Annotated in this window: 13 protein-coding genes; 3 read left to right on the top strand and 10 right to left on the bottom strand. The window is 52.5% G+C overall.

Annotation, left to right across the window (positions count from 1 at the left end; translation table 11 throughout):
• The first annotated feature begins 121 nt into the window (after nt 1-121).
• The 3 genes from AC2YIT_RS04760 to AC2YIT_RS04750 all read left to right on the top strand — a co-directional run bounded on the left by AC2YIT_RS04760 (nt 122) and on the right by AC2YIT_RS04750 (nt 3,172).
• Nucleotides 122-1,279, top strand: a complete 1,158-nt coding sequence (locus AC2YIT_RS04760) for a pyridoxal phosphate-dependent aminotransferase (RefSeq protein ID WP_487278397.1) — start codon at nt 122-124, stop codon at nt 1,277-1,279.
• Between the two features lie 27 nt (nt 1,280-1,306).
• The gene (locus AC2YIT_RS04755) at nt 1,307-2,164 is read left to right on the top strand and encodes a prephenate dehydrogenase (protein WP_487278396.1); all 858 of its coding nucleotides are present in this window, start codon (nt 1,307-1,309) and stop codon (nt 2,162-2,164) included.
• Nucleotides 2,165-2,404: 240 nt separating this feature from the next.
• On the top strand, nt 2,405-3,172 hold the full coding sequence (locus tag AC2YIT_RS04750) for a murein L,D-transpeptidase catalytic domain family protein (protein WP_430841940.1): 768 nt from the start codon (nt 2,405-2,407) through the stop codon (nt 3,170-3,172).
• Here the strand turns inward: AC2YIT_RS04750 and AC2YIT_RS04745 are convergent.
• The 10 genes from AC2YIT_RS04745 to AC2YIT_RS04700 all read right to left on the bottom strand — a co-directional run bounded on the left by AC2YIT_RS04745 (nt 3,145) and on the right by AC2YIT_RS04700 (nt 18,171).
• The gene (locus AC2YIT_RS04745; RefSeq protein WP_487278395.1) at nt 3,145-4,341 is read right to left on the bottom strand and encodes a L,D-transpeptidase family protein; all 1,197 of its coding nucleotides are present in this window, start codon (nt 4,339-4,341) and stop codon (nt 3,145-3,147) included. The genes AC2YIT_RS04750 and AC2YIT_RS04745 overlap by 28 nt on opposite strands.
• A gap of 133 nt (nt 4,342-4,474) precedes the next feature.
• Nucleotides 4,475-7,129 carry a permease prefix domain 2-containing transporter gene (locus AC2YIT_RS04740; RefSeq protein ID WP_487278394.1) on the bottom strand — a complete coding sequence of 885 codons (2,655 nt, stop codon included), beginning with the start codon at nt 7,127-7,129 and terminating at the stop codon, nt 4,475-4,477.
• Nucleotides 7,130-7,132: 3 nt separating this feature from the next.
• On the bottom strand, nt 7,133-7,486 hold the full coding sequence (locus AC2YIT_RS04735; protein WP_430841946.1) for a PadR family transcriptional regulator: 354 nt from the start codon (nt 7,484-7,486) through the stop codon (nt 7,133-7,135).
• Between the two features lie 185 nt (nt 7,487-7,671).
• The gene (locus AC2YIT_RS04730) at nt 7,672-8,610 is read right to left on the bottom strand and encodes a glycerophosphodiester phosphodiesterase family protein (RefSeq protein WP_487278393.1); all 939 of its coding nucleotides are present in this window, start codon (nt 8,608-8,610) and stop codon (nt 7,672-7,674) included.
• 13 nt (nt 8,611-8,623) lie between these two features.
• Nucleotides 8,624-9,226 (bottom strand): histidine phosphatase family protein, encoded by a 603-nt coding sequence (locus AC2YIT_RS04725; RefSeq protein WP_487278392.1) that lies wholly within the window; start codon nt 9,224-9,226, stop codon nt 8,624-8,626.
• Between the two features lie 2 nt (nt 9,227-9,228).
• Nucleotides 9,229-10,686: an FGGY-family carbohydrate kinase gene (locus AC2YIT_RS04720; RefSeq protein ID WP_487278391.1), complete on the bottom strand. Its 1,458-nt coding sequence runs from the start codon at nt 10,684-10,686 to the stop codon at nt 9,229-9,231.
• A 252-nt stretch (nt 10,687-10,938) separates the two neighbouring features.
• The gene (locus AC2YIT_RS04715; protein ID WP_487278390.1) at nt 10,939-12,390 is read right to left on the bottom strand and encodes an FGGY-family carbohydrate kinase; all 1,452 of its coding nucleotides are present in this window, start codon (nt 12,388-12,390) and stop codon (nt 10,939-10,941) included.
• Nucleotides 12,391-12,400: 10 nt separating this feature from the next.
• Nucleotides 12,401-13,405: a 2-hydroxyacid dehydrogenase gene (locus tag AC2YIT_RS04710; protein ID WP_487278389.1), complete on the bottom strand. Its 1,005-nt coding sequence runs from the start codon at nt 13,403-13,405 to the stop codon at nt 12,401-12,403.
• Nucleotides 13,406-13,710: 305 nt separating this feature from the next.
• Nucleotides 13,711-14,967, bottom strand: a complete 1,257-nt coding sequence (locus AC2YIT_RS04705) for an MFS transporter (protein WP_487278388.1) — start codon at nt 14,965-14,967, stop codon at nt 13,711-13,713.
• Nucleotides 14,968-14,997: 30 nt separating this feature from the next.
• Nucleotides 14,998-18,171 (bottom strand): TonB-dependent receptor, encoded by a 3,174-nt coding sequence (locus tag AC2YIT_RS04700; RefSeq protein WP_487278387.1) that lies wholly within the window; start codon nt 18,169-18,171, stop codon nt 14,998-15,000.
• Nucleotides 18,172-18,289: the final 118 nt, after the last annotated feature.

Raw genomic sequence — 18,289 nt, 5'->3', positions numbered from 1 at the left:
GCCTCCGTGGAGCGTCCCCTCGGGAAATTGTCGTAAATTGCGCCCCGTTTCGCCGGGCTGTTCCGGACGGACGTTTGAACCGCTGATAGCCAAGGGCTAAAAGCACAATTTAATCATTATAATGATCATAGAAACTGCACAGCGCACCAGGCAGACATCGGAATACTACTTTTCGGTGAAGCTGGCCGAAGTGCGCAAACTGATTGCCGAAGGGCATGACGTCATCAATCTCGGGATCGGAAACCCGGATATGATGCCCTCAGTAGAAACGCTGGAAGCATTGACAACCGCTGCCTATCAACCGCAGGCACATGGTTATCAGCCTTATACAGGCACCCCTGCTTTCAGAAAATCAGTTGCAGATTTTTATTATCGTACCTATGGCGTAACACTCGATCCGAATACTGAAATATTACCGCTCATTGGTTCCAAAGAGGGTATTACCCACATATCGTTGACATTCCTGGACCCCGGCGACGAGGTGCTGGTACCCGAGCTGGGTTACCCGGCCTACCGCGCCGTAAGCCAGATGGTCGGTGCGGTCGTGAAGGAATATCCGCTGCGCGAAGACCACGGCTGGCAGCCCGACTGGAATGCGATGGAAAGCCTCGTGACGCCCAAAACGAAGATCATGTGGCTCAACTACCCGCATATGCCTACGGGCGCGCCCGCTACGCAGGAGTTGTTCGAAGAGGCGGTTGCATTTGCGAAAAAGCACCGGATATTGCTTTGTCATGATAATCCTTACAGCTTGATCCTGAACAAAAAAGCGCCGATCAGCCTGCTTTCCGTGGAAGGGGCCAAAGAGGTGGCTATCGAGCTGAACTCGATGAGCAAGTCGCATAATATGGCGGGCTGGCGTTTGGGCTGGCTTTCGGGCTCGAAGGAGTACATTAGCGCGGTGCTGACGATCAAGAGCAACGTCGATTCGGGGATGTTTTTTGCGATGCAGGAGGCCGGTGCGAAAGCATTGGGCAACCCGGCAGAATGGCACGCGGAGCGGAATGCAGTGTACCAGGGGCGCCTGGAAGCTTCGGAAGCGCTTCTGCGCACGCTCGGCTGCACGTGGGACCACAAGCAGGAGGGCATGTTCCTTTGGGGCAAGCTGCCCGATTCCACGGAGTCGGCGGAAGCGCTCGTGAACAGCCTGCTGGTTGACAAGCACGTTTTCATCGCGCCGGGCTTCATCTTTGGTCCGAAAGGCCAGCGATACATCCGTTTGTCATTGTGCTTGCCAAAGGAAAGAATCTGGCAGGCAGTGGAGCGGATTAAAGGGTAATATTTCAGGATATTTAAATTTAAAGTAATGATCATCAGTATCATAGGGGTAGGCCTGCTCGGCGGGTCGTTTGCCCTGGGATTGCGCGAAAAATACCCGCATGTGAAATTCGTGGGGGTGGACAATTCGTCGGTCAATCAGAAAATAGCATTGGCGAAAGGGATCGTGGACGAGATACTGACGCTCGACGAAGCATTGCAAGTATCGGAGCTGAACGTGCTCGCCACGCCCGTGGACGTCATTACCAAGTTATTGCCCTATATGCTCGATCACCTGCCCGACGGCCGGACGATCATGGATCTGGGTTCTACCAAGGAGCTGATCTGCAAACTGGCAGATAAGCACCCGAAACGGGGCCAGTTCGTCGCGGCGCACCCGATGGCAGGTACCGAAAACTCGGGGCCGGGCGCGGCATTCAGGGAGCTTTTGATCGATAAAAACGTGATCATCTGCGACAAGGAAAAGAGCAACCCCGATTCATTGGGCCTGGTGGAAACCTTCCTGCGGGATGTGGGCATGAAGATCCATTATATGAAGCCGGTGGAGCACGATCTGCATTTGGCGTACGTGTCGCATTTGAGCCATATCAGCTCTTTTGCATTGGGTATGACCGTCCTCGATAAGGAGCGCGACGAGCGCGCGATCTTCGATATGGCGAGTACCGGTTTTTCTTCGACAGTGCGTCTGGCGAAAAGCTCTCCGCAAATGTGGGCGCCTATTTTTGACCAGAACAAAAAGAATGTCTCCAAGGCACTGGGCGATTACATCGAGCTCCTGAAAAAATTCAAGGACGCGATCGATGAGCGCGATCTGGATGCCAGCCTCTCTTATATGGTCCGGGCAAATGACATAGGGCGGGTTTTGGCGGGGATTGAAAAGAAGTAGTCAGGCCTGGTCATGTTTTGTCAAGTATGGTCATGTGTTGTCAGGAATTGTCATGTGTTGTCAGGAATGGTCAGGTGTGGTTAGGAATTGTTGTTTGTAATTGACTGATTATTAGTGCATTGTAAATGGTTCTGAAATTTTTCGGAACCATTTGCGCTTTTTGGGCTGTTAAGGTGGGGTCGTTTAACGGCGCCTCCTTGATTGATTTTGAAGCATATAGTCTCAATAAAACAATAGGAAATGACAAAAGCGCATGGGGTTTGGGCAGCGGTGTTGATAGCAGCAGGCATTTCATTGGGTGTGCACCGGGCCGACTCAGTTTCCCATATTTCTACCACTAAAAAAACGCCGGTCGCGAAAACCGACTCGGTTGTTACCCGTTCCGAATGGATTTCATTGTACGACTCGCTGGGGCTGAAAAAGCAGGGTTTGTCGGAGCGTGCATTCTACTGTGCATGGTTTGGTTTTCAAAAAATCAAACTCGATAACCCGATCATGGCGATCTGTGATTTTACACAGTCATCGCGTAACAAGCGGTTGTATGTGATCGACCTGTTGAAAAAGAAGGTGCTTTACAACACCTACGTGGCGCACGGACGAAACTCGGGCAACGAGTTTGCCGAGCATTTTTCGAATGCCAATTCTTCCTACCAATCCAGTTTGGGTTTTTACAAAACCTTAGGCACGTACCAGGGCAAACACGGATTGTCATTAAAACTCGAAGGCCTCGAAAAAGGCATTAACGACCGTGCATTGGAACGTGCAATCGTCATGCACGGCGCTGATTATGTGAGCGAGGCATTTATCAAAAACACCGGCCGTCTCGGGCGCAGCCTAGGTTGCCCCGCGGTTTCGATCGCCGATTCCAAAAAGCTGATCAATATGCTGTATAATGGTGCGGGGTTGTTTATTTACTCCGGTGACCAGCATTATCTCGAAAAGTCCTCGTTACTCGCCGGAATGGAGGCTATTTCCGAAGTTCAGGCATTGGGTGCCTCGCGTTTGTAAACGTCCGGGAAATACATCAGATCTCCTTTCTCATTACAGTCTGCCGGCAAATACAGCAGAAACACCGGTACGCGCACTTTCAGTTTGTGCCATTTCGGCGGGTGCGAAACGCTGTCGGGCTCGGTCATGAAATCGCTGTCGAGCAGCTGGGTACCTGCCATATAATTGGCCAGATCCGTCGGTTTTTGCACGCGTACACATCCGTGGCTGCGCCAGCGCTGGTTGCTTTTGAACAGGTACCGCGCATTGGTATCGTGCAGGTAAATGGCTAACGGGTTTTTGATCTCTACTTTTAACAAGCCTAATGAATTATCCTCGCCTGTTTCCTGGCGAAAGCGGTAGGGGAATTTGTCGGCGGTGAGCTCGCCCCATTCCAGTTCCTCTGGGTTAATAGCCTGGCCGTCCTTCCCAATCACCTGAATGCGGTTGCGGGTCAGATATTCGGGATCTGCGGCGGCTTTCGGAAAAATTTCCTTGATCGCAATGCTTTTGGGTACATTCCAATACGGGTGCGTCACAATGCTCGTCGCGTAGGTGTCGATCGTAGGCGTGGGCGTGTCGCGCTTGCCTACTACGGTGCGCATGGTGAGCACATTCTTGCCCGCGGAATCCATGGCCGTCAGGTAAGCGCCCCGGATATTCACCATCACAAACCGCGGAGCGCCCTGGATTTGCCGGCGAATCCAGCGGTAGGCATTTAGGGTCTGTGCAACATACGCTGCGCTGTCCTTTTTGTTCGACTTGAGCAGCCGGTCGTAATGGATTTTCAGGTTGTGGTAAACCGGGAAAACGGGTTCCAGCTGTTCCATTACCTTTTCCACCGATTGGCCTTTGGCGAGTTCTTCGGCTGCATTGCGGATCAATGCGGTATCCGCCCTCATTCTCTTCTGGGTAAACCGGATAGTAGGCTTGTGGCCGAACGCTATTTCTTCCAGAAGCGCGAAAACCGGCGCAGTAGTGTCCTTTGTTTCAAATTTTTGGGTATTGATCCCCGCTTCACCTGCCTGCGAAAGGAGTTCCTGGTAAATATCCTTACTGCTGATCGCCTCTGCCAGCTCCTGGTCGGTCATGTCCTGCGGATTCTTCCGGCACGACTGCATGATGGCGAGGGTAAAAAGTATCAGGAGGGGTATATAGCGGGCTTTGCCCAGAGCGGACAGCATTTGCATTACGAACGATGATTTGGTGCTGCAAGATAACATGCAATTGTCATGCTAACTGAAAAAGGGCATGGACAATCTGCCCGCAGCTTAAAAATGGGGAATTAAAGTGGCATGGCTGTACTTTAATTCCCTAAATCGATTATTCGTTGCGAAGGCTGCGGACCGGATCCGCCGTCGCGGCGCGGATGGCCTGGAAGCTCACCGTGCCGATTGTTACAGCCAGTGCCGCAAAACCTGTCACGACGAATACCCACCAATGGATCGTTGTCCGGTAAGGATAGTTTTCCAGCCATTTTTGCAGCGCATACCACGCCAGCGGCGACGCTACCACGATGGCTATGATCACCAGTTTGACAAAATCTTTTGAGATCAATCCCACAATACCGGCCACCGACGCGCCCAGTACCTTGCGAATGCCTACTTCCTTCGCGCGCTGTTCGGCGGCCTGTACCACCAATCCGAAAATGCCTAACGCCGAAAGGAACATTGTAAGCCCGCTGAAAAACAGGAAGAGCTGGTGGAGTTTGGATTCGGATTCATATTGCTGGCTGAGCTTTTCGGCTATGTTGTTGATACGTAGCAATTTCTCCGGGAAAAACTGTTTCCAGAGCCTTCGTATGCCTGCCGCGACCTGTATTTCGGTCCCGGGCTCAATGCGGATGAGCATACCGGCATATTGCGGCGCCTTTTGCGCGAGAATAAGCGTTGGCTTCATCGGTTCGTAAAGCGATTCGTTATGGAAATCGCCGACAATTCCCACAGGTACCGTCTCTACGTTTTCGGCCTGCACATCCAGCTGTTTGATACCGAGCATTTTAGCGGCTGAGGCAGTTATCAGCGAATTCTGGTTCATCTGCGCCGTTTCAAATTTTACAAAATCCTTTTCCCGTAGGGAATCGGCATTAAGTGCATCGGCGAAACCGTTGCTGAACATGCGTCCCTTGACCAATTTTAATCCCAAAGTCGCGGGTAAATCCACATCACCGGCAATGTACCAGATCCGCAGCCGGCGGCCGGCGTGGGCCGGGTCGGGGACCTCGCGCTGCATATAACCTGCGCCCTCTGTGGGCATCCACAGGCTCAGACTGCTGCGAATGACTCCCGGTATCCTTTGCAGTTCGTTCTTGAATGCTTCGCCTTTACCATTCCAGGAAATCTGCTCGATGCCGATCAAGTTGTTCTTGTCATAGCCGAGCTCTTTATTTTTCATCAGATCGAATTGCTGCCAGACCACGATGGTAGCGAGCAATACAATAATCGAAATGGAGAATTGCGCTACGACGAGTGTTTTGCGAATCCCCGTTTGCCCCCACGACGCTGTGAATATGCCGCGTAATGTGTTGGCCGGTTTAAAACCCGAGATTATCCAGGCGGGATAAAGGCCCGTGAGCAATGCGGTGAGGAGGAACATCAGCAATGCGCCTCCCGCCATCGGGATATCGGAGGTAAACGTGAGTACCAACCGATGCCCGAGAAAGTTTTCGACCGGGCGCAATGTGAAGAAGTATGCAAATACCGCAATGCCGATGGAAATGCCGAATAATAGCAAGGTTTCAGTCAAAAGCTGCAAGACGAGCTGCGTCCGCGATCCGCTGAGTACTTTCCGTACACCGGCTTCCTTCACCCGTACAAATGCTTTGGCCGTACTGAGATTGACAAAATTGACGCAGGCGATGAAGAGCAGCAATAATGCAACGCCCGCGAAGATATAGATCGTCCGGATGCTTGCCCTGACATTTTGCCCCTCCGCGAAATCGGAACGGAGGTAGATGTCCTTTAAAGGTTGGAATTCGAACTGTCGCTGGTCTGTTTTAGTAAAGCGGGCATACCACGTGTTGACTTTCCGGGTAAATGCTTTCACATCTGTGCCGGGTTTGAGCAACAGGTAATTTTGCTCGAACATAATTATACCATTATTTGTCAGCGGTTCCACCTTAGTTCGTTTCAGCCGGATCACGTCCGTGCGGAGATGGCTGTTGTAAGGCAGGTCTTCGATCAGGCCAGTGATTTCATAAGGTGTGGACTCCGAATGGAGCGTCGGGATTTCGTGGATAATCCGGCCTATCGGGTTCTGACCCGGGAGTAGCCTGGCTGCATACGATCGCGTGACGAGCAAACTCCATCGGTTTTGCGTAGTGCGTTCGAGGCTGCCGGCAACAAGTTTAATGCCCAACATCTTATTCGCCATCGTGTCTACCGTCAGCATATTGGTTTCTATGCCGTCGTTATCCTCTGGACGTATCTTAAAATGAGGCCGATAGGATTCAACGGACGACCAGGACTCTACTTCAGCGTACATTTTCTGCAATGCGGGCGCAAGGTACGAGGGGGACGAAATATGCCGTTCAGACAACCCGCCGCCCATTTTATCTACACTCACAATCCTGTAAATATCATCTTTCCTGCTCCACTGCCGGTCGTACGAGAGGCTATCGATCACCACGGTAGCCACCATCATACAGGCCCACAATCCAATGGAAAGTCCCGTCAAATGGATCAGCGAATAGCCCCTGTTTTTCATCAATACCCGCGAGCCGATTTTGAAATAATTACCCAGCATATCGCGGTTGAAAACCGATGGCGAGCCATACGGCGACGGTTTTCGCTTCATAATGGAGGGGCGGAGCAGTGCAACCACTTCGCGGAGGAAGAAGAAATTGGCTTTATGCGCGCCTGCGCGGCGGTGGCGCAAGGCATAACGCTCGTGCAGGTCACCGAGGAGTTCTTCGCGCAAGTGCGGGGCACAAATGCGGGTAGCCAGCTTATCGAGCCAGCGGGGAGGGAGTGGTTGCATGGCTCAGCTGTTTGAAAAATCGAGGCCCATTTTAGACAATTCGGAAGGGGTAATGCGGTTCCAGAGGCTGTTCCGCACGGTGCGGGCTTCGTGGAGGACCTTGCCGCCATAGGCCGTAATGCTAAACAGCCGCTTGCGCCGTCCGCCGCGTTCCTGTGTAGCTTCGCCGAGGTAAGAGCTAAGGTAGCCCTTTTGTTCGAGCCGCTGCAATGCGGCATGTACTGCCCCGGTGCTCACCGTCTGCCCGGTTTCGCTTTCGAGCTCTTCGGCAATACTCACTGAGTAGGCCCCCGGCGCCAGTGCTGCCACGGCCAGTAATACGATTTCTTCAAATTCACCCAAATCGCTTCGTCTCATAGGATGTGTCCGGATTGATTATATCTATTTCGGTATGTAAAATATCTTGCCAGGTGTTGAAAATGCCGTTTGAGTAGAATTAAGGCTATTTTATGACAAAAGCCCTGTTCGTTTTTGAACGAGGCTCGTCCGATGTTGCACGGTGGATTTAAAGTGATAAAGTAGTCTGAGGGGGCATCTGCCCGCTACTTCTTCCCAAAAAACTTCTGCTTCGGGCTATTCTTCTGCGCATATTCCTTCACAGCCTCCGCCGCTTCGATCGGTAAATCCGATTCCAGAATAGACGCCCCGTCTTTCGCGATGGCCAGGTAAGCGGCTTTACGCTCTTCGGCGGTTTCCAGTTTGTCATAGGACGACGCAGCTGAAATCATGCACATAGTGCCTTTTTTGTTCAATAATGCATATAACTCCTTGTTCTCCGGCTTTACGTGCGGGCCTATGTAGGCGATCATCTGGGTGAAGGGTACACCGGCTTTTTCGTAATCTTCGTATTCCTTCATATTCCGGACGAATGCCGAGAAGGTGTGGTTCCTGTTTTGAGTTAAATAGTATTGCATTTCGGCGGCGCTGTGTACGGTGAGCATCACAAATGCGTCGGCTTTGTGCTTTTTGATCAATGCGGCGGTCATAGCGAGGGGGACATCCTTGTGGTCGAGGTTGAGGACGGTTTTGCCGCGCGCCCATTCGATTACCTCGGAAAGCGTCGGGATTGTGAAGTCGGTGACATTGCCTTCGGCGTCTTTGAGGCGGAATTTTTTGAGTTCTTCATAAGTGTAGTCCGATAGCTTGCCCGTCCCCGTGGTGGTGCGGTCGAGCGTGGCATCGTGCATGAGCACCATGACGCTGTCCTTGGTCAATCGCGGATCGATTTCGAAGAATGCGGGGGTGTATTTCAATGTATTTTCAAAAGTGGCAATGGAGTTTTCCGGGAAGCCCTTCACCATCCCGCCGCGGTGCCCGGCGATCAGTATCGGGTCGTTGCCGGTGAATTGAAAATAGGCGTGTAAATCCTTCGCAGTCTTGATTTTCAGAACATTGAGCTTGCTCTGCGCATAGCCTGCAAAATGGTTGCCAAGGGCGAGCAATGCGGTTAATATGAACGGGTTAAGGAGTTTCTTTTTCATGATTATTTTAAAATTATGAGCGGCAGTTGAGTTTTAAAAGACTGAATTCACCTTGCGGATCGAGACTAAACAGCGTTACCGAAGAATTTTCCTGAACAATCTGGCGGTAGTTTTTGAGCGGCATGCCTAATTTCCAGGCCATGTAAAACCGGTTCACCGCATTATGGGCCACTACAAGCACGGTCCCGTCGGGATGTTTTTGTAAAATATCATTGAAAAAATTATCGACGCGTGTCACAATCTCGATGGCCGTCTCGCCTGTGCCGCCCGCGCGTGCATAATCGGGCTCGCGCGCCCATGCGTCCCAGAGCGCGGGATTTTCGGCGATGAACTCGGCGCGCGTTTTCCCTTCCCATTCGCCGAATGAGGCTTCAATCAGCCGTTGGTCGACGGTAATGCCCGGGTAGTTGCCCGAAGCAATGGTAGCCGTGTGATGGGCGCGTTGAAGTGGAGATGTGTACACCGCGTCGAATGCAATGCCTTTCAGCAATGAAGCTGCCAAATGCGCCTGTTCGAGGCCTTTTTCGGTCAATCCGATGTCCGTTGCGCCGCAGTAGCGGTTGCCGTCGGCATTCCAGAATGTTTCTCCATGGCGGAGCAGATATACGTGAAGCATGGTCAATGGGTTACGGGCACGGGCCCTGCTATAAAACCTTTTTCGGTTAAAGTTTGGATAAAATTCCGGTATTGCAGCGTGTAAGCAGTTACCAGCGCCGGTTCGGGCCTGATCGTCTTCTCAATGCGAGTCATAGCCTGCGCCGCCTGGGTAAGCGTTCCGAAATAGGAGCCTGCGGCAGCAACGATTGCAGCACCTGCAGCGCCGGTCACATTACCGCATTTGTGTACGGGGCGGTTGAGCACATTCGCCCGAATGGTAAGCCACACATCGCTGTTGCTGCCGCCGCCGGCGGTGTACACGGCATTCACCTTCTCGCCCGAGAGGCTTTCGATCATCTCGTACGCATACCGCTCTACGAACGCCACGCCTTCCATATTGGCGGCGAATGTGGCCTGGCGGTCAGCATTTTCGGGCGTAAAACCTCTTGCCTGAGGGGCGATGAACGGGAATCGTTCGCCTGGTTGCAGCAAAGGATAGGCGATCAGGCCGGTGGGAATGAGGTCTGAGGCGGCGTGGGTCAATGCGGGGAGATCGTCGGCGAAGCCTGCCGAAACCCAGTCGGCACCGATATTGCCTGCCCCGCCGGGCATCCAGTAGCCTTCGGGGTGGCGGTGGCTGTACAGCCGGCCTTCCGGATCGCGTACTTCCCGCGTAGTAACGCCCTTCACGACGAGCGTGGTACCTATGGTGGTATTCCAATCTCCCGGTCGCACTGCACCGGAAGCCACCTGTGACGCACAGCCGTCGGTCATGCCGGCTATGACCTGAATCGCCCCTACGCCGAGTTGTTCGCTCAACTCCGGGAGTAAGCGACCGATTTGCGTGCCCGACGGGACAACTTTTTGCAGCCATTCTTTCTGCAACGGCAGATGCTCTGTCAGGTAACCCGGCCATTCGCCCGCACCTACGTCAAAGCCCGATTTCAGCGCATTGGTATAATCGGTTACCGAATAGTCGCCACAGAGTTTGCCGATAATGAAGTCCGCCGCATGGATCCAGGTTTTGATCCGCGTTGCTTTTTCGGTGAAATGGTTTGAGTACCACACCATTTTCGACAGGCCGCTGGATGCATTGAAGCCGGTGTAACCTTGCGGGTGAAACCGTTCGGCGATTTCGCGGCAGTATTTTCCTTCCGCGGCAGGGCGGGTGTCGGAATACATCAGTGCATTATGAAGCGGCTCGTCGTGCGCATCGAGCGGGATCACCGTGCCGGATGTGGAGGTAACCGAAACAGCCTTGATAGCATTTAGATCGATCACTTCGCGCACAGAAACCAGCAGATTTTGCAAGCACGTAAATACCGATTCCCACCACAATGCCGGTGATTGTTCCTCGCGCGAATGCTGCGTAAGCGGAAACACCTTTTCACTGCTGCCTGCCGTTCGGCCTGTGTCGTCGAGCATTACCACCCGCACCCCCTGCGTCCCGACGTCGATTCCTATGAAATATGAATGCATTTAACAGATCAATATTTTGATTGACAATAAAATATATGATTTACAATAAAATTATGGCGATGCGTGGTATCGACCATAATCACGGTCCGGCCCGTCTACAAATATTGCGGTGCGCTGCACCTGGCGCGAATGCCTGGTAATATCCGACACCGCAATACTTGTAGACACCGCAATATTACCGTTCCCAAAATATTCGCGTTCCCGAAATATTGTACGCGCCAAAATATGTGTGTCGCGTTTTCATCATTGACGTTAATTTCTCGCCAATGATTTGAATGCTTTCCGAGCGCTTTTCCATTCGTCGTACCATTCGCGGCAGATGTTGTCGTCCTCTGGCCGGGTAATTTCCAATGTCTCCGCTGCATTGTTCGGAATGTTCAACGCATTGTTGCAGATAACCACCCCGCCCGAGACCGAGGCCTGACGGTAATTGGTGCGTATCATCACTTTTTTGCCTAATAAATTGGCGATAAACTGCCGCAGCAGTCTGCTTTGCACACCCCCGCCGCACATCCACACATAATCCTGCTCATGGCGCGTCACTTCACGAAGCACATGATAGTTCTCGGAAATGCTGCAAGCAATATCCCAAAGCGTAGCCCACACGAAATGCGCCCGGCTGAGCTGGTGCGACACAGGCGTATTGAAAATAAAACCTCCACGGATCAGCGGTGATTTCTCGCCCGCCAGCAGTGAACCCAGCGCGCCTATACAATGCGTATCGCGAATGGCTGCTACCTCGGTTTCGATCAGTTCGTAGGGTTCATTGGGATAAAAGATTTCTTTCAGCCGCTGGTAATTCAGGCCCGTAACGCCCGCGTTGGCTTCGAGCAGGAAGTTCGCATTGTCGGTATGCCGGTTGGTCCAGGTGCGTTCCTGAGCGTCGGTAATGTAGTGGTCGGCTATTTTAATGATGGGCGTGGTGGTGCCCGAAACGATCACAATATCCTCGACGGACGGTTCGAGACTCATGATCGCCAGTTGGGTATCCGAGCCACCGACTACCACCACGGCGGCTTCCGAAATACTGAGTTCGGCTGCAATATCCGGTTGTATTTTACCCAAAACAGATCCGGAATGCACGAGCGGCGGAAGGAGTGAGGCGTCGAGCCGGTATTTTTCACAAAGTTGTTGGGACCATCCGCCCTGGGCAACATCGTAAAGCAAAGTTTCCGAGGCTTGCGAATGCTCATAGCCCTGCACTCCGCTGAACATATACTGCGCCCAATCACTGATGCTGACGAATGTGGACACTTGCTGCCAAAGCCCGGGGCGGCGTTCGCGGACGCCGACGAGCTTCAATGCCGAAAAAAGCGATGTAGGGTAACGGCCTGTCAGCATGTAAACTTCGTGCTTGTCGGGGATAATATTTTCCCATTCGCGTCCGCGGTGGTCGATATTAGGCATGCCGATGAGCGACGCGCCGTTTTTGTCGAGCGCTACGATGCCCTCACGCTGGCTGGTGGCGGTAATGGCCGTGATGGTCACCATGCCGGCCTGGGTTAATGCAGTTTTCGCAAGACTTTTTATTTGCTCCCAAAGCGTGTCTGGATCGAAAAATATGGATTCGGGGTAACGCTCGTCCTTATGGTATTGCATATTGCCGCTCGCCACGCCGAGGATAGTACCGGCGGGGTCGGCGATGGCTACGCGTACATTGCCAGTGCCGATATCGGCCACGAGGTATGCCTGTTTCAAAGTCATTTTTTGGGGATTAATGGGTTTTGGCAGACAATACTTCGCGGTTCACCAACTGGCGGACGTTCCGGTTGCCTTCCACATAAAAGCCGCGCAGCGCCTTGTTCATAATGTCGGCGTGGTGGTCTTCCACTTCAAACGTAGCCCCCGCGATATGCGGCGTAGCGAGTACATTCTTATGGTGGATGAGCCTATAATCCAGTGCATCAGGTGGTTCGTGGTCGAAAACGTCGAGGATCGCACCGCGGATTGCATTGTTTTCGATGGCCGATAGTAATGCCTCCCGTTTCACCACCACAGCGCGCGCCGTGTTGACGAAAATGGCGTCTTTTTTCATTAACCCGATCAGCTCTTCCCCAATCATGCCCTCGGTTTCCTTGGTCACAGGCAAATGGATCGATACCACGTCGCTGAGCCGAAAAACATCTTCCAGGCTGGCCTTTTTGTAATCCGGGTCATCGGAAGTATAGAACGGGTCGTAATACAGGATTTCGGCCGGAAAATGCTTGACAAGGTTGGCGATAGTTTGCCCTACGGCTCCGAAACCGACCATTCCGATTGTTTTTCCGGCAATTTCATTCCCCTTGAACTGCAAATAGGAAGTATGCGCGCCGGCCTCCCAGTGTTCGCCTTCGAGCCAGGCAATGCCTTCGAGCGTGTTACGCAGGAGATTGATGAGGTTGGCAATGAACATTTCGGCCACTGCCTGCGCATTACGTGCGGGAGTATTGAAAACCGGGATGCCTCTGGCCGTAGCGGTCGCCACAGCCACATTGGAGGGCGTCCCGCGGCAAACGCCGATAAACTGTAAATCCGGGAACGCCTCGATTACCGCAGCTGTAACGTGATCGTGCTCGGTAATGAGGGCGTCTGCTCCGGTCTCAGTCAGTAGTGCAATGAGTTCGTCCTCATTGTAAGCGCGCTCCTGTAATTTCCATGGCTTATAGATGATTTCTCCGAATTGTTCTTTTAACGCCTGCTGCGCCTTGTCGTGGTAGGGGGCGGTGATTAGGATTTTCATGTTTGGTGTCGATACGGTTCTTTAAAGTTTGACGGTATTTAATTTATGTTGGGGAAGTAGTCAGGTATTGTCATTTGTGGTCATGTTTGGCCAGGTGTTGTCAAGTGTGGTCATTTGTTGTCAAGTATGGTCATTTGTTGTCATGTTTGGTCAGGTGTTGTCAAGGGTTGTCATTTGTTGTCATGGATTGATTCTTCTCAAAACCAGAACTATTCTGACTATCTGGAAGCAAATGACTATCCTCACTACACTTGACAACAAATGACAACTTCTGACCACAAATGACAACAAATGACCATACTTGACTATACCTGACCATTCCTGACCATTTCCGCCTCCACGGCGCTCGCCTGCGGCAGCGTTATGAACCGGGTCAAAATGGCGCTGATGAAGTACAAAACCGCAAGCGTCCATGCAACTCCTTCGCTGCCGATGGAGCCGATAAACAGGCCGACGATAGCCGGGCCAATGAATACGGGGAGACCCGCGCCGAGGTTCAGAATGGCCATGGCGGCGCCTTTTTCTTCTTTTACCAATGAGGGGACCAATGCGGAGAGCGGCACATACCCGGCGAGTAATCCACCCCAGAGAATGCCTGGGATGAGGATCAGCCAGAAGTTGCCGTCGAAAAGCGCGGGCGAGTAGTAAAAGAGCAGGGTGCTTACGCCGCAACCAAAGCCGCCGAACCACATAATGGTGTTTTGCCAGCCCAACCGGTCGCCGACGAAGCCGAATATGAGGTTAAAAATGATATTACTCGTAAAAATGGTGCCCCATATCCACAGCCATTCCTGGGTAGACAGCCCATGCTCGGCCATGTAAGTAGGCAGGAATACCGGAAATGCAAATTGGGCCGTGGTGTTGATAATGCGTACAATGCCGCCGATCAGTACTTTCGGTTCTTCTCTGATAATGGTAAAGCCTTTCAAAAGTTCTTTGGCCTTGCCGGCCGCTTCGCCGGTGGAGTGGAATTGATCCTTATTCAAAACCAATGCAAAAAATGCCCCGACAGAAACCCAGAAAATGGAGCTCCAAAGGGTATTCTGGTAGCCGATCCGCTCGATGGCCCAGCTTGAATAATAGGCGCCGAACACATTGAGGCCGCCCGTAAATACAAACCAGAACCAGCCCACCGCACGCCCAAGCGCGTTCTCAGGCGTGCGATAAGTGATCCAAACCAGAAACGAATAGGCAAACAACGGGTACCCGAACCCTCTGACTGCATAAGTGAGCAGCATAACGGGGAAATTCAGCGATTCCATACCCAGTCCCACAAAACCGACGGTCCCGACGACGTAAAGCAAAATGCCCATCAACATGGCTTTACGCGGCCCATAGCCTTCGGCGAGGACGCCCGAAAACCACGACGAAATGGCGATGGTAATGCCGTACACGGTGAAGAGCGATGCGGATTGCTGGATCGTCATGCCACGGTCTAGAAGGTAGGGGCTGAGCCAGCCTTGCTCCACGCCGTCGCCCATCATGAAGATCAGGATGCCCAGATAGCCCCAGGCGAGGTGCCTGGGCAATCCGATGCGGTCAAAGGGTGTCGTTGGTGTCATTGTGGGATTGATTTAGGAATATGAAAAAGGTCAGTTAAACGAATATCTCACACCCAGCTGAATGCGCCATGGCGTTCCGCCGATCGGCCGGGTGGCAATGTTCTGTACCGAATAGTTGTACTGCTGCTTCGCCTGGTCGAACCCGGTAATGTTGAGCAGGTTGGTGTTGCCGCGGTTGTAGTTGCGGCCCCATTCCTTGTTCAGGATGTTCAGGAAGTTGAATGCATCGGCCGAAAATTCGAGGTTATGGCCTTTGGCAATGCTGAATGCCTTGGTCAGACGCAGGTCAACAGTGGTGTAGAACGGGTTGGAACCGCCGTTCCGCTTGGCTACCTGCCCGATATTGGAATTGATATAGTCCTTCACGCTCTGGTCGGTTTCGGGATTGCTCAGCAGGTCGCTGATGCCCTTGCGGATGTTCTCGGGAGTGTTCGGACTGTTTGGATCAAATACGTAGGCCAGATCGTTGGTTAATACAAAATCACCATTCAAACTGGTATTGCCGCCTACCAGGAAGCTATACCGGCTGCCGCCGATGCCGATGAGCGTTGCGCCGAGCTGGAAACCTTTCCAGGATGGTGCTGCGCCGTTGATGACAAGCTTGTTGCGGAACTGCTGGTCGGAATAGCCGTAGTTCAGGTTGCGCGGGTCGTCTTTTACGGGCAGGAATGTGGAGGTATTGGCGACACAGCAGTTGTAGGAGGAGTTATCCTTCGCCGAGTTGATCGTATAGCTCGCATTTACATACCCGTCATTTCCAATGCGAATGCTCGCGTCAGCTACAAATGTGAGCTGGTTGGACTTACCGGTAGAAATCAGCTCCAGCACGCGGCCAACATCCGCCGTCTTGCGGGATTGCAGCCAGTCGGTCACGCCTTTGGCAGAAATGCTTGCGGCTGGCACGAATACCCCGCGGTTATCCTCATTGGTGAGCCTGAATGCCGGGTTATCGGCCAGGTTGCGGTCTACATACACATAGTTATGCACCGTGCGACCCACAATTGCATTCAGACCCACGCGGATACGATCGCCGAAGAAGTGGTTGTAGTTAATGTTGGCCTTGTACGTAGTTGGCACCTGAAAATCCTTGTTCACCGCGTTGATCGTCGAAATGTAGCTCACGCCCTGCGGAATACCGGGGATCGTGGACGGATCGTTGCGATAGGCATTGAAATCGGGTTTCGGAACGGCTGCACCGGTGACGTCAATCGCACCTACCATGGTGCCGCTGTTCTGGATGTTGTTCACTTGCGCGTAGTAATGCGGTTGCGATGAGAACATACCCCCGCCGATTTTGAGAATATCCTTCTTGCGGCCGCCCATATCCCAGGTTACCTGGAAACGTGGCTGGATGTTGTTCCAATCCTGCGGTTTAATGTCCGTCCGCACGCCTAATGTCTTGTCGACGGTCGCATTGTAATCTCCGTTCGTCAGGAATGCCGTGGCGTCGTAGCGCACGCCGAGTACAAGGTTCAGGTCGCGGATCGGGTTATATTCAGCCTGCGCGAATGCGGAAATGTCGAGTACGGTTTGTTCCACGATCGGTGCACCTTTCAACGGTACCTCGCGTGCGTAGCGGTACGGACGCAATGCGGCCAGGTCGCTGAGGCTGTTGAAGAAGAAACGACCATTTTGCTCGCTGGAAAGGTAAGTTTCCATGTAAGTGAGCATATTATCGGTACCGAATGTGAAATTAACCTTATCGGTATTCCAGTAAGCAGTATTGCTCAAATGCACCTGCTTCATGCGGTTGGATTCCGGGCTGAAACGCTGCCCGCCGAACTGTACCGACTTGGTTTGCGTCGCATTCGGATTAGCCTCGGTCGGGAAAGGAGAAGTCACATTAACGATCGCTCGGGGGATGTTCGAAAACGGCAGGTAGCTCTGCGGCGTCTTTGGTTTGTAGGAATACATATATTGTACCTTGAACTCGTTGGTCAGCCTCGGATTGAGCGACGAGCGCAAAGCGGCCATCGCGGTGGTCGAAATGTCCTTGAAATTGTTATAGGATTCCAGCAGGTTGATATTCGAGTTGTCGCCTTCGTTGAAGGGTGACACATAGCGCGTAGTATTGCTCCGGAGCGTCAACTTGTGCTTCTGGTTGATCTGCCAGTCGAGGCGCACGAACGCGGTGTTGGTAGTGGTCTTGCGGGGGAACTGGCCGTATTGCTGCCCTTTTAATCCATACAGCTCGGAAGCAATGCGGATCAGCTTGTCGAGCGTGTCTTTCCGGATTCCGTAGCGTTGCTCGTCGTCGGCGCTTTTAATATCGGCGATCACGAGCGGCTGGCTTGCGTCCTGACGGTCGTAGGCGACGAAGAAATGCAGTTTATCCTTAATCAAGGGCCCGCCAAGGCTGAAACCTGACTGATAATTGCTGAAATCCTGTTCGCGTTTCACGCCACGGATGTCGTAGCCGCTGGATAATGTGTTGTTCCTGAAATAAAGAAATGCCGAGCCTTCCAGTTTGTTGGTACCGCTTTTGGTCACCGCGCTGATCGCCCCGCCCGATTGCCGGCCCTGGGTAACGTCATAATCGTTGGTAATCACCTTGTACTCGCGGATTGCTTCCAGGGAAATGGCGTAAGGCCCTTCGGCAACGGTACCGTTAGTCCACTGGTTCTTGGCGTTCATCCCGTCGATCGTCACATTCGCGCCGGTAGCACGCTGGCCTCCGAAACTGAAATTATCGCCTCCCTGCAAGGGGGACAGGTTATTGAGGCGCGTGAAATTGCGGCCTTCGTTGGGTAAGCTCTTGATCTGAGCCGCCGTAATGGAGGTAGATGCACCCGCCTGCTGCACTTCCTTGACGAACCCTTTTTCTGAAATAACAACCTCCTTCAAAGCAGTTTCAGAAGCGGAAAGGATTATGTCGACATTCAGTTTATCGCCATAATTGAGCGAATAGCCGGTTTGTTTCACTGTTTGGAGCCCCACAAACGACGCGCTGACCGAGTAGGGTTTACCCAAAGGCAACTGGTGCAAAGCATATTCACCTTTGGCATTGGTAATGGTATGCGTTTCAAAGCCTGTAGCGTCATTGCGGATAGTAATGGTGGCGCCGGGTAGCAGTTCATTGTTTGTGGCGTCCTTGACCGTGCCGGTAATCGAGGCATCAGTGGCCTGCGCGTGCACGCGGTGCGCTCCCGAGAGTAGCGCCAGCAGCAGCATGAAGGCTGCGAGATAAATGTTAAGGGATTTCATGGGAGTTTGAGTAGATCTAAATTTTACATTTTCATAATGATGTGTTAAAATTTATTTCACTTTTCGATCGGTCTCCGGCGCCTTGGAGGCCTTTCGAGGTTCTTTTTGGTATAATTGA

The organism is Dyadobacter sp. SRI_021 (genome assembly GCF_057586235.1).
This window is presented reverse-complemented; position numbering and strand designations above follow the sequence as displayed.